This is a genomic window from Microtetraspora niveoalba (assembly GCF_001570405.1).
Taxonomy (GTDB): domain Bacteria; phylum Actinomycetota; class Actinomycetes; order Streptosporangiales; family Streptosporangiaceae; genus Microtetraspora; species Microtetraspora niveoalba.
On the sequence record NZ_BBYM01000009.1, the window covers coordinates 83,567 to 94,753 of the forward strand.

The following is an 11,187-nucleotide window of genomic DNA, read 5'->3' on the forward strand; positions in this document are numbered from 1 at the left end:
CGGGTGGCTTTCAGCCGTCGCCTTCCCCTCGGGCGGCCAGGGCCTCGCCCAGCTCGTCCGCGTGCCGCAGGGTCCGCACCAGGAACGGCACGGCGAACGCGGTGACGGACCGCTGCGCGCCGCGCGCCCTGGCGGCCTCCCGCACCTCGGCGGCGATCGCGGACAGGGCGGCGACGGCCCGCAGGGTGAGCCCGACGAGCAGGCCGATCCGGTCCGGCCGTACGCCGAACCGGCGCAGCGGCGCCAGCCCGCCCTCGACGGCCGACACCACGTCGTCGATCCTGGTGGTGATCGTGAACAGGTTGGCCGCGGCCAGCGCCGCCACGACGCGCAGGCACACCACGAGCGCCTGGCCGGCACCGAGCAGCCACCACTGCAGGACGAACACGAACGCCGCCAGCACCGCCAGCGAGCGGGCCACCCCCGCGCAGCGCCGGAGCGGGACCCGCGCCACGCCGTACGCGAGGACGACGGCGGCGCAGATCGCGCCGAGCCAGGCGGGGGAGCGCAACGCGAACACCGCCGCCGCCAGCACGAGCAGGGCGGCGAACTTCCCGCCGGCCGGGGCCCGGTGCAACGGGCTCGACCCGGGCTCGTACCATCCGCCCGGCGTCATGTCACGAGCGCGCGGTAGTGGCGCAGCGCGGGCTCCGGCTCGTCGTCGGCGACGACCCGGCCTCCGTCGATGACGACGACGCGGTCGAAGCCGCCGAGCAGGTCGAGGTCGTGGGTCACCAGCACGACCTGCTGCTCCAGGCCGCCGAGCAGTTCCACGAACCGCCGCTTGTTGCGCAGGTCGAGCAGGGTGGTCGGCTCGTCGCAGACGAGCACGGCGGGGTCGAGCGCGAGCACGGCGCACAGCGCGAGCACCTGCTTCTGCCCGCCGGAGAGCTGGTGGGCGGGGTGGTCGGCGTAGCCGCCGAGGCCGTACTCGGCCAGCAGCGCGGCGGCCCGCTCGGCCCGCTCGCGCCGGGGGAGCCCGGCCCGCCGGAGCGAGAACGCGACGTCCTCGCCCGCGGTGGGCATCACGATCTGGCTGTCGGGGTTGGTGAAGACGAACCCGACCCGCCGCCGCACCTCGCGGCCCTGGCGGCTCGGGTCGAGCCCGTCGACCAGGACCCGTCCCGAGGTCGGCGCGACCAGCCCGTTGATCATGCGGGCCAGGGTGGACTTGCCGGAGCCGTTCGCGCCGACGAACGCCACCCGCCGCTCGGCCAGGCGCAGGTCCACGCCGGTCAGCACGACCCGTTCGCCGTAGCTGTGCCCGACGTCCTCGAACTCGATCACGGCACCGCCTCCCACAGCGCGGCCACGCCGACGCCTCCGCCGGCGGACAGGGCGGCCAGCCCGGAGCCCGCGCCGCGTACCCGGACCAGGGTGGCGAACAGGCGCACGACCAGCACGGCGCCGGACGCGCCCCAGGGGTGGCCGAGCGCGATCGCCCCGCCGTCGGGGCTGACCGTGCGCTCGTCGATCCCGGCGGCGTCCAGGCAGGCGAGCGTCTGCCCGGCGAACGCCTCGTTGAACTCCACGACGTCGGGTGTGCGGCCGAGCACGGCCTTCATCGCGGGGACCGCGCCCAGGCCGAGCCGGTTCGGGTCGACGGCCGAGGTCGCCGAGGCGGTCAGCCGCAGGCCGGGCAGGCCGAGCCGGCGGCGTACGGTCTCGCTCACCACCAGCACGGCGGCGGCGCCGTCGTTGATGCCGCACGAGTTGGCCGCGGTCGCGGTGCCGCCGGGGGTGAACGCGGGCCGGAACCGGGCGAGGCGTTCCACGGTGAAGCCGACGCGGGGACGCTCGTCCCGCTCGACGCCGCCGACGGGGACCAGCTCGGCGGCGAACCGCCCGGCCCGCGCCGCCTCGACGGCCCTGGCGTGGCTGCGGGCGGCGAAGGCGTCCTGCCGCTCGCGGGAGATGCCCGCCTCGGCCGCCACCAGGTCGGCGGCCGGGCCCATGTCCGGGTCGCCGATCTCGGCGGGGGCGAACGGCGCCCGCGTGTAGGGGCGCGGCGGCTCGCCGGGGCTCTCGGGACGCCACGCGCGGATGGGCGCGGTCGAGGCGCTCTCGACGCCTCCGGCGAGGTACGCCGTCCCCTCACCGGCGCGGATCATGGTCGCGGCGAGGACGATCGCGGCGAGGCCGCTGGCGCACTGCCGGTCCACGGTCATGCCGGGCACGCGCTCGGGCAGTCCGGCGCGCAGGGCGGCCATCCTCGCGGGGTTGCCACCGGGACCGAAGACGTTGCCGAGGACGACGTCGTCCACCGCGTCCAGCCCGGCGTCGTCGAGCACGGCGCGCAGCACCGGCGCGGCCAGCTCGTCGGCGGCGAGGCGGCGCAGGGCGCCCCCCACGTTGCCGATCGGGGTGCGCCGCGCGGCGACGATCACGGGGGTCAGGTCGTCGTTCAACGCAGCGGCTCGGCAGGGAGGGTGCCGTCCCGCAGCTGCAGGGCGATCGCGGCGCGGGCCGGCTTTCCGGACGGCGTGCGGGGGAGCGCCCGCGTCGCCAGCCAGCGGCGCGGACGTTTGCCCGGTTCGAGCGCGGCCCTCGCGGCGTCGCGCAGGTCGCGCAGCGCGGGACGCCCGCCCGCGCCGACCTCGACGACGGCGGTGACGATCGCGCCGAGTGCCGGGTGCGGCGTGCCGGTGACGAGCACGTCCGCCACGCCGGGGACGGCGCGCAGCACCGCCTCGACCTCCTCGGCGGACACGAGCCTGCCGCCGCTGGACACGACCGCGCCGTCCCGGCCGCGCACCACGAGGCACCCGTCCGGGTCCGTCTCGACCCGGTCGCCCACGGTGGACCACTCGCCGTCCGGCGGATGGAGCACGCCGTCCCGGAGGCGGCCGCCGTACGCCAGGGGCGAGTTCACCCACAGCAGGCCGTCGCGGATGTCGAGCCGTACGCCGGGGACCGGGCGCAGGCCGTCGCCGCCGCGCCGGACGGCGATCAGCGAGTGCTCGGCCGAGCCGTAGTACTCGACCAGCTCGGCGTCCGGCAGCAGCCGGGCGAACCGGTCCCGCGTCTCGGCGCCGAGGTGCGCCCCTCCGCAGACCACGGTGCGCAGGGCCGTCCCCGCGCCGGGCCGCCCCTCCAGTACGGCGAGCAGCCCGGCCAGCATGGTGGGGACCAGGTGGACGGTGGCCGCGTCGCGGGCGGCGGCGGCCGCGGCCTCGGGGTCCCAGCGCGGCAGAAGCCGCGGGTCGTGGCCGCACCACAGCGCGTGCAGCGCGCCGAACAGGAAGAGCGACGAGCTCAGCGGTCCGGGGACCAGCACGGGACCGGGTAGGGGGCCGAGCGCCGCGAAGCTGCGCAGCCACGACCCGCGGGTGCGGATGAGCACCTTGGGCCGGGCGCTGCTGCCGGAGGTCGTCGGCAGGTAGAAGAAGGTGCCGTCGTCCCCGGCGGGCGCGACCCCGTCGGCGGCCGGGTCCGGCGTGCCGGCGACCGCGAGGTGCGGGCGGGCGTCGGCGAGCACCGCCTCCCGCTCGCGCGGAGTCCAGGCGGGCTCGACCAGCAGGGCCGCCGCGCCGAGCAGGTCCGCGCCGAGGAACCAGGCCAGCGCGTCCGGTCCGGTCGCGTCGACGGCGACGCGCGACCCCTCGCCGGCGCCGCGCGCGGCCATCCACCGGGCGGCCCCGTGCGCCCGGGCGAGCAGCGCGTACGGGACCGTGGCCGGGCCGAGGACCGGGGGCGTGGCGAGGGTCATGGGGCTCGCTTCGCCGATCCGGCCAGCCGTCCGGGCAGGGCGCGGTGCAGTACGGCGGCGATCAGCGACGCCGCCACCACCTTGGCGGCGTCGCCCGGGAGGAAGACCAGCGACTGTGTCGCGGCGGCGGGGAGGTCGCCGGTGTAGAGGCCGAGGAACGGCACGCCGATCAGGTAGTCGGCGGCCAGCCCGGCGGCGGTGGCGGCGAGCAGCACCGGCAGGCGGGGGCGCTTCGCGCGCTCCACGATCAGGCCGACGACCAGTGCGGACAGGATCCAGCCCAGCAGGAACCCGCCGCTCGGGCCGACGAAGGGGGCGATCCCCGCGCGCCCGCCGGACAGCAGAGGCAGGCCGATCGCGGTCAACGCGAGGAGCAGTACGACCGACGCGGCGCCGCGGCGGGCGCCCAGGACCGCTCCGGCCAGCAGCGGGCCGGCGTTCTGCAGCACGATGGGCACGCCGGAGCCGCCGACGTAGACGCCGGGGAAAATCCCGAGCACCGCGATGAAGGCGGCGAAGACGACCGTCCGGGCCAGGTCGGCGGCGGGCAGGGGGTTACGGGATCCTGACACGTCGCACACCATATCCGGCCGTCTTCCACCACATCGAGGCCGGGAACGGCCCCCGACCGGGTGACGTACTCAGGTGCGGTCGGGTAGGCGTACTCAGGCGCGGAGGCCGGGGCGGGGCCGACCATCGGAGGCATGAAGACCAAGCCCATCCAGCCCACGATGACGGCCGCCTACTACGCCCAGTGCGTCATCTCGTTCGGGCTCGCGCTCACCAGCGTCGCGGTCGGCGTCGCGTACCTGCCGGTCAGCCCGTGGGTGCGGGCGTTCCTCGCGGTCGGGGTGTTGTACACGGTGACGACGGCGTTCGCGCTCGCCAAGTGCGTGCGCGACCGGCAGGAGCTCGACAACATGTCCAACCGGGTGGACCAGGCGCGCCTGGAGAAGCTCCTGTCCGAGCACGACCCGTACAAGGTGGACGGCGTGTGACCTCGGGGTCCTATTCCTCGTCCAGCCCGCGCTCGATCGCGTAGCGGACCAGCTCGACCCGGTTGTGCAGCCGCAGCTTGCTGAGCGTGTTCTGCACGTGGTTCTGCACCGTGCGGTGGGAGAGCACCAGCCGTTCGGCGATCTGCTTGTACGAGAGCCCCTTGGCGACCAGGCGCAGCACCTCGGTCTCGCGGTCGGTGAGCCGGGGGCCGTCGTCGGGCGCCGGCTGAGCGGCGAGCCGGCGGTACTCGCCGAGGACGAGCCCGGCCAGGCCCGGGGTGAACACGGCGTCGCCCGCGGCGGTGCGCCGTACGGCCTGGAGGAACTCCTCGCGGCTCGCGGACTTGACCAGGTAGCCGGAGGCGCCCGCCTTCACCGCGTCGAGGACGTCGTCCTGCTCGCCGCTCGCCGACAACACGAGCACGTGCGGCGGGTGCGCGGAGGCGGCCAGCCCGCGGGCCACCTCGACCCCGGACAGGTCGGGCAGCCGCAGGTCGAGGACGACCACGTCGGGTCGCACGGCCGCCGCGACCCGGAGCGCCTGCCGTCCCTCACCCGTGGTCGCCACCACGTCGCAGCCGGCCTCGCCGAGATCGCGTGCGATGGCGTCGCGCCACATCGGGTGGTCGTCCACCACCATCACCCGCAGACCGTTCACGACCGTAACTGTAGGACGGCCGGGCGGGGCCCGTGGAGGCCGCGGGCCCGAGCAGCGGCCCGGTGGTCGGCCCGTTGGTCGGCCCGGTGGTCGGCACCGTCAGCTCGACCTCGGTGCCCTGCCCGGGGACGGAGCAGATGTCCACCGTGCCGCCGAGCGCGGCGATCCGGCCGCGGATGGACTGGGCGACGCCGAGCCGGCCGGCGGCCTCCGCCTCGGCCAGGCGCCCGGCGGGGATGCCGGGGCCGTCGTCGCGCACGGTCACGGTGACGGAGCCGCCGTCCCCTTCCGCGAGCACCCAGGCCGGGGCGTCCTCGCCGCAGTGCCGGCGCACGTTGTCCAGGGCGGCGGCGACCGCGGCCACGACCTCCTCGGCCGATCCGGCGGGTAGCGGCAGCGGCGTGGCGGGCGTGGACACGGTCACCGAGGCGGAGCCGAGCCGGCGCAGCAGGGCGCCGACGTCGGCCAGCCCGGTGCCCGGAGGGGCGGGCGGCTCGGCGCGGATCAGCTCGCGCAGCGCCGCCTCCTGCTCTCCGGCGAGCCGTCCCAGCTCGGCGGCCTCGCCGCCGATCTCCAGGCCGCGGCGCTGCACCAGGGCGAGCACCTGGAGGACGGAGTCGTGGATGCCGCGGGCGAGCCGTTCCCGCTCCCGGCCCGCCGCCTCGATCTCCACCGCCCGCTGGAGCCGCCGCTCGGCCCGTTCGGTGAGCCGGGCGACGTGGCCGACGACGGCCCCGGCCAGGACCAGCAGCACCGACCCGTTGAGGGGGAGGAGGAGGTCGAAGCCCCGCAGGCCGCGCACCCACAGGTCGGCGGCCGACAGCAGGACCCCGGCCGCGACGCCGGCGCGGCGTCCTCCTTGCACCCCCCAGGCCAGCACGGGGCCGCCGATCCAGGTCGCCGTGATCGGCACGACCCCGCCGTGCTCCGCCTCGGGCCCCTGCGCGTACGGGGAGGCGAGCAGGCAGCCCACGGTGACGAGCAGGTCGATCAGCAGCAGCGCCCGGCCGCGCGCGACGCGGTAGGCGACCGTCGCCCCCGCCGTCCAGAGCGCCATCACACCGAGGATGAGCCACCCGAGGGCGGGGCGCCGGTAGTCTCCCGAGCCCGCGAGCAGCAGCGCGGCGTACGCGAGCGAGGCGACGCGGTACACCGCGATGGCCCGCCAGAAGGGTCCGTCCGTGCCCATGGCTCCCGAGTCTCTCGTCTCTCACTTTTATGCCATATCGACGGATTCTTGGGGCGTCCGGCCGTGTCCCCCACCCCGTACGCGGAGATCAGTAGAAGACGACAAGGGCCAAGGAGGCGCCTCGACTGGGGGGAACACGTGGCCGCACACGCGAAGACCCCGAGGGTGGTCGCCGAGCTGGCCGCGGAGTTCGCGGGCACGCTGATCCTGATCCTTTTCGGTGCGGGGGTGGTGGCGCAGGTCGTCGCCGCGGACCTCGGGAACCACGACAGCATCTCCTGGTCGTGGGGGCTCGGCGTCACCTTCGGCGTGTACACGGCGGCGCGGATCAGCGGCGCGCACCTCAACCCGGCCGTCACGCTGGCGTTCGCGGTGTTCAAGGGGTTCGCCTGGCGCAAGGTCGTGCCGTACGTGCTCGCGCAGACGCTGGGCGCGTTCGTCGCCGCCCTGCTGGTGCGGTGGAACTACGACGAGGTGCTGACGAAGGTCGATCCCGGTCTCACGTTCAAGACGCAGTTCGTGTTCTCGACCCTGCCGGGCAACGGGTCCCTGCCCGTGCCGCTGTGGGGCGCGTTCCGCGACCAGGTGATCGGCACGGCGATCCTGGTGTTCCTGATCTTCGCGGTGGTGGACGAGCTGAACACCGCGCCGGGGGTGAACATGTCCCCGTTCGTCATCGGGCTGATCGTGGTGGCGATCGGCATGGCGTGGGGCGCCAACGCCGGGTACGCGATCAACCCGGCGCGCGACTTCGGCCCGCGCCTGGCGTCGTTCCTCACGGGGTACGCGACGGCGTGGCGGGACCAGTACGGCCAGCTCTACTTCTGGGTGCCGATCGTGGCCCCGCTGATCGGCGGCGTGGTGGGCGCCTGGCTCTACCAGGCGCTGGTCGCCAGGTTCCTGCCGGTCGCGGAGCCCGAGATCGGCCGTGTCCCCGGCGAGAACGAGGGGAGTTGATCATCGTGCCGGACTTCGTCGGAGCGGTCGACCAGGGCACCACGAGCACCCGGTTCATGATCTTCGATCACAGCGGGAACGAGGTGGCCCGGCACCAGCTCGAACACCAGCAGATCATGCCGAACGCCGGGTGGGTGGAGCACAACCCGACCGAGATCTGGGAGCGCACCCGCGCCGTGATCGAGACGGGGCTGCGCAACGCCCGGCTGTCGGCGTCAGACCTGGTCGCGCTCGGGGTCACCAACCAGCGGGAGACGACGCTGGTCTGGAACCGGCGCACGGGCCGGCCGTACTACAACGCGATCGTGTGGCAGGACACCCGGACCGACCGGATCGCGGCCGCGTTGAACCGGGACGGCAGGGGGGAGGTCATCCGGGAGCGCGCCGGCCTGCCCCCGGCGACGTACTTCTCGGGGGCGAAGATCCAGTGGATCCTGGAGAACGTCGACGGCGTGCGTGAGGCGGCCGAGTCGGGCGAGGCGGTCTTCGGCACCACCGACACGTGGCTGCTGTGGAACCTGACCGGCGGGGCCGGCGGCGGCGTCCACGTCACCGATCCCACCAACGCCAGCCGGACCATGCTGATGGACCTGGAGACCCTGGACTGGGACGACGAGCTGCTGTCGTTCTTCGGCGTGCCGCGCCCGATGTTGCCGCGGATCCTCCCCTCGTCCCACCCGGAGGGGTACGGCCTGACCCGGCGGACGGGGCCGCTCGGCGGGGAGGTGCCGCTGGCGGGTGATCTCGGCGACCAGCAGGCGGCGACGGTGGGGCAGGTGTGCTTCGAGGCGGGCGAGGCCAAGAACACCTACGGCACGGGCAACTTCCTGCTGCTCAACACCGGCACCGAGCCGGTGCGGTCGCGGCACGGGCTGCTCACCACGGTCTGCTACCGGTTCGGTGCCGAGCCGCCGGTGTACGCGCTGGAGGGGTCGATCGCGGTGACCGGGTCGGCCGTCCAGTGGCTGCGGGACCAGCTCGGCATCATCTCGGGGGCGGCGCAGAGCGAGGCGCTGGCCCGCCAGGTGGACGACAACGGCGGCGTGTACTTCGTGCCCGCGTTCTCCGGGCTGTTCGCGCCGTACTGGCGGTCGGACGCGCGCGGCGTCATCGTCGGCCTGTCCCGCTACAACACGAACGCGCACATCGCGCGGGCCGCGCTGGAGGCGATCTGCTACCAGAGCAGGGACGTGGTCGAGGCGATGCAGGCCGACTCCGGGGTCGTCCTCGACGTGCTGCGCGTGGACGGGGGAGTGACGGCCAACAACCTGTGCATGCAGCTCCAGGCCGACGTGCTCGGCGTGCCCGTGTCCAAGCCGGTCGTCGCCGAGACGACCGCGCTCGGCGCCGCGTACGCGGCCGGGCTGGCGGTCGGCTTCTGGCGCTCGACCGACGACCTCAGGACGCACTGGAACGAGGCGCGCCGGTGGACGCCGACGTGGAGCGACGAGCAGCGCGAGAAGGGCTACGCCGGGTGGAAGAAGGCGGTGGAGCGCACGCTCGGCTGGGTGGAGATGGACTGAGGCCGGCCCGCGGCCCCGGCCGGGTCACCGGATGCCGACGTAGAACCGTGTCTGGTCGCTGCGGTGGAGCGCGTAGTACGCCTCGAACCGGGTGTTGTCGTCCAGCCAGGCGACCGACTCGATGCCGAGCAGCGGCGTGGAGGTGGACACCTCCAGCAGCTCCGCGTCCGCGGGGGCGGGGAAGACGGCCTCGATCCAGCGGTCCGCCGCCGCGGGCTCGATGCCGTACCGGCGCCGCAGCATGTCGTACAGGGACTGGTTCTCCAGGACGGCGCGCTCCAGGCCGGGGACCAGGCGGGCGGGCAGGGCGGTGTCGACGAGCAGCCACGGCTGGCCGTCCACGCGGCGCAGCCGGCGCAGCCGGACGACCTGCTCGCCGAGCGGGATCCGGAGGAGGGCGGCCTCCCGCTCGTCGGCCTCGCCCAGCTCCTGGTGGATGGTCTGGGTGGTCACGCGGCGTCCCGACTCGCGCAGGTCGTCGGCGGAGCCGGACATCGACCCGACGAACCGCAGCTCGGTCTTGCGGGGGGCGACGAAGGCGCCGCGTCCTTTGATCTTGTAGATCAGGCGCTGCTGCACGAGCTCGCGCAGGGCCTCGCGCACGACGGTGCGGGACACGCTGAACATGTCGCTCAGCTCGGCCTCGGAGGGCAGCGGCTGGTCCGGGCCCAGCTCGCCGCTCTCGATCTCCGCGCGCAACGCCCGCATGAGCTGCATCCACAGCGGCTCGGCCCCGTCGCGGTTGAGGCGCGGATAGGTCATCGTCAGGAGTCCCTTCTCGGCGGCTTCTGGAAGCATGCCATGACAGGGCGACCTGTCGTAACAGGTGGGCGCCATCTCGTGAAGATTATCCTCGCCCGTCCGATTCGTCCCGTCACAGAACCTGCTCTTGACAGGCACGTAACGTCGGCTTAGTTTGCTTGTCACTACAGGCCTGTAATGACATCCCGCCTCTTGCGTGTGATGCGTTCCCGCGGCTTTCGACCTCCCTCCCGCTACGGCGGACCTGCTCTCTCTGGAGACACGATGCGTATCCGTCCCACACGCCGGCCCTGGCGCGCGGCCTCCGCGGCGACCATCGCCGCTCTCGCGGTCCTGGCCGCGGGATGTAGCTCCGGCGACAACAACGCCGCGGGCGACAAGGCGAGCTCCGGCGGCGGTGGCGGCGACAAGCCGTTCATCGCGCTGAGCAACGGCTTCATCGGCAACGGCTGGCGGCAGACGATGATCGCCAAGTTCGAGGCGGCCGCCACGCAGGCGCAGAAGGACGGCCTGATCAGCAAGTACAAGGTCGTCAACGCGCCGGGTGAGAACTCGGCCACCGAGCAGGTCGCGCAGATCAAGAGCCTGCTGCTGCAGAAGCCGGACGCGCTGCTCATCGACCCGTCCTCGCCGACCGCGCTCAAGCCGGTCATCCAGCAGGCGTGCGACGCCGGCGTCAAGGTCGTCGTGTTCGACTCCGCGATCGACGCCCCCTGCGCGCACGTGCTGCAGAACAGCTTCGTCGACTGGGCCACGTACGCCGCCAAGCCGCTGCTCGAGGGCATCGGCGGCAAGGGCAACGTGATCGTCAGCCGCGGCGTCGTCGGCTCCCAGCCCGAGGCCGAGATGTTCGACACCACCAAGAAGATCCTCGCCGAGTACTCCGACGTGAAGACCGCGGCGACGGTGACCGGCATGTGCGACGGCGCCACCGCGCAGAAGGCCGTGCTCGGCGTTCTCTCCAGCGTGCCCAAGGTGGACGGCGTCATCGGCTGCGGCGACGGCTACGGCGTCGCCCAGGCGTTCGCCACCGCCGGCAAGCCGGTGCCCGCCGTGACGTTCGAGACCAACGGCCGCGCCCTGAACTACTGGAAGGACAACAAGATCGACAACGGCTCGGTCGCGGTCATGTCCGACCCGGGCCAGTCCGTCGCCGCCCTGTGGGAGGCCCTCGACCTGCTCGACGGCAAGGACGTGCCGAAGCAGCTCACCTTCCCGATCGTCCTCGTGGAGCAGAAGGACCGCGACGCCTGGGCCGCCGCGCTCAAGCCCGACGAGTACGCCGCGTGGCCGTGGACCCGCGACCTGTTCCGCCAGCAGGTCGAGGCCGTGAAGACCGGCGGCCAGCCGGTGCAGCCGCCGATCCCGACGGCCGCGGGCTGATCCGGACC

The 11,187-nt window shown here is 74.1% G+C and carries 12 protein-coding genes; 4 read left to right on the forward strand and 8 right to left on the reverse strand.

Translation table 11 applies throughout. From position 1 onward, the window contains the following. Nucleotides 1-10: 10 nt before the first annotated feature. From AWQ70_RS09435 to AWQ70_RS09455, 5 genes are read right to left on the reverse strand one after another with little or no spacing between them, the layout of a single operon-like run. Complete coding sequence (locus AWQ70_RS09435; RefSeq protein WP_067173003.1) at nucleotides 11-616, reverse strand: energy-coupling factor transporter transmembrane component T family protein; 606 nt, start codon at nucleotides 614-616, stop codon at nucleotides 11-13. After that, on the reverse strand, nucleotides 613-1,287 hold the full coding sequence (locus AWQ70_RS09440) for an energy-coupling factor ABC transporter ATP-binding protein (RefSeq protein ID WP_067173378.1): 675 nt from the start codon (nucleotides 1,285-1,287) through the stop codon (nucleotides 613-615). The genes AWQ70_RS09435 and AWQ70_RS09440 overlap by 4 nt, the downstream gene beginning before the upstream one ends. Continuing rightward, nucleotides 1,284-2,408, reverse strand: a complete 1,125-nt coding sequence (locus AWQ70_RS09445) for a thiolase family protein (RefSeq protein WP_245646871.1) — start codon at nucleotides 2,406-2,408, stop codon at nucleotides 1,284-1,286. Before AWQ70_RS09445 ends, AWQ70_RS09440 begins: the two co-directional genes overlap by 4 nt. Continuing rightward, on the reverse strand, nucleotides 2,405-3,709 hold the full coding sequence (locus AWQ70_RS09450) for an AMP-binding protein (RefSeq protein ID WP_067173006.1): 1,305 nt from the start codon (nucleotides 3,707-3,709) through the stop codon (nucleotides 2,405-2,407). The genes AWQ70_RS09445 and AWQ70_RS09450 overlap by 4 nt, the downstream gene beginning before the upstream one ends. Continuing rightward, nucleotides 3,706-4,281, reverse strand: coding sequence for a biotin transporter BioY (locus tag AWQ70_RS09455; protein ID WP_218004473.1), 576 nt, complete (start codon nucleotides 4,279-4,281; stop codon nucleotides 3,706-3,708). The genes AWQ70_RS09450 and AWQ70_RS09455 overlap by 4 nt, the downstream gene beginning before the upstream one ends. A 132-nt stretch (nucleotides 4,282-4,413) precedes the next feature. Between AWQ70_RS09455 and AWQ70_RS09460 the strand changes: the two genes are divergently transcribed. Beyond that, nucleotides 4,414-4,707 carry a YiaA/YiaB family inner membrane protein gene (locus AWQ70_RS09460; protein ID WP_067173012.1) on the forward strand — a complete coding sequence of 98 codons (294 nt, stop codon included), beginning with the start codon at nucleotides 4,414-4,416 and terminating at the stop codon, nucleotides 4,705-4,707. 10 nt (nucleotides 4,708-4,717) lie between these two features. On the opposite strand, the gene AWQ70_RS09465 is transcribed toward AWQ70_RS09460, so the two are convergent. After that, complete coding sequence (locus AWQ70_RS09465) at nucleotides 4,718-5,347, reverse strand: response regulator (protein ID WP_067173014.1); 630 nt, start codon at nucleotides 5,345-5,347, stop codon at nucleotides 4,718-4,720. Then, complete coding sequence (gene macS / locus AWQ70_RS09470) at nucleotides 5,259-6,554, reverse strand: MacS family sensor histidine kinase (protein WP_067173017.1); 1,296 nt, start codon at nucleotides 6,552-6,554, stop codon at nucleotides 5,259-5,261. The genes AWQ70_RS09465 and macS overlap by 89 nt, the downstream gene beginning before the upstream one ends. Before the next feature lie 138 nt (nucleotides 6,555-6,692). Here macS and AWQ70_RS09475 point away from each other — a divergent pair, with 138 nt between their 5' ends. Both AWQ70_RS09475 and glpK read left to right on the forward strand, forming a co-directional pair. Continuing rightward, nucleotides 6,693-7,511: an MIP/aquaporin family protein gene (locus tag AWQ70_RS09475; RefSeq protein WP_067173020.1), complete on the forward strand. Its 819-nt coding sequence runs from the start codon at nucleotides 6,693-6,695 to the stop codon at nucleotides 7,509-7,511. Nucleotides 7,512-7,516: 5 nt separating this feature from the next. Continuing rightward, nucleotides 7,517-9,034, forward strand: coding sequence for a glycerol kinase GlpK (glpK, locus tag AWQ70_RS09480; protein WP_067173386.1), 1,518 nt, complete (start codon nucleotides 7,517-7,519; stop codon nucleotides 9,032-9,034). 24 nt (nucleotides 9,035-9,058) lie between these two features. Here glpK and AWQ70_RS09485 read toward each other — a convergent pair whose 3' ends face one another. Continuing rightward, complete coding sequence (locus tag AWQ70_RS09485) at nucleotides 9,059-9,832, reverse strand: GntR family transcriptional regulator (RefSeq protein ID WP_245646872.1); 774 nt, start codon at nucleotides 9,830-9,832, stop codon at nucleotides 9,059-9,061. Nucleotides 9,833-10,060: 228 nt separating this feature from the next. On the opposite strand from AWQ70_RS09485, the gene AWQ70_RS09490 reads away from it, so the two are divergent. Then, nucleotides 10,061-11,179, forward strand: coding sequence for an ABC transporter substrate-binding protein (locus AWQ70_RS09490; protein ID WP_067173022.1), 1,119 nt, complete (start codon nucleotides 10,061-10,063; stop codon nucleotides 11,177-11,179). The last annotated feature ends 8 nt before the right edge of the window (nucleotides 11,180-11,187 follow it).

Bases quoted from the DNA above. Each gene is read 5' to 3' on its own strand.
- AWQ70_RS09490 (WP_067173022.1), top strand. From the start codon at position 10,061: ATGCGTATCCGTCCCACACGCCGGCCCTGGCGCGCGGCCTCCGCGGCG.
- AWQ70_RS09465 (WP_067173014.1), bottom strand. From the start codon at position 5,347: ATGGTGGTGGACGACCACCCGATGTGGCGCGACGCCATCGCACGCGAT.
- AWQ70_RS09460 (WP_067173012.1), top strand. From the start codon at position 4,414: ATGAAGACCAAGCCCATCCAGCCCACGATGACGGCCGCCTACTACGCC.
- AWQ70_RS09485 (WP_245646872.1), bottom strand. From the start codon at position 9,832: ATGCTTCCAGAAGCCGCCGAGAAGGGACTCCTGACGATGACCTATCCG.
- AWQ70_RS09450 (WP_067173006.1), bottom strand. From the start codon at position 3,709: ATGACCCTCGCCACGCCCCCGGTCCTCGGCCCGGCCACGGTCCCGTAC.
- macS (WP_067173017.1), bottom strand. From the start codon at position 6,554: ATGGGCACGGACGGACCCTTCTGGCGGGCCATCGCGGTGTACCGCGTC.
- AWQ70_RS09435 (WP_067173003.1), bottom strand. From the start codon at position 616: ATGACGCCGGGCGGATGGTACGAGCCCGGGTCGAGCCCGTTGCACCGG.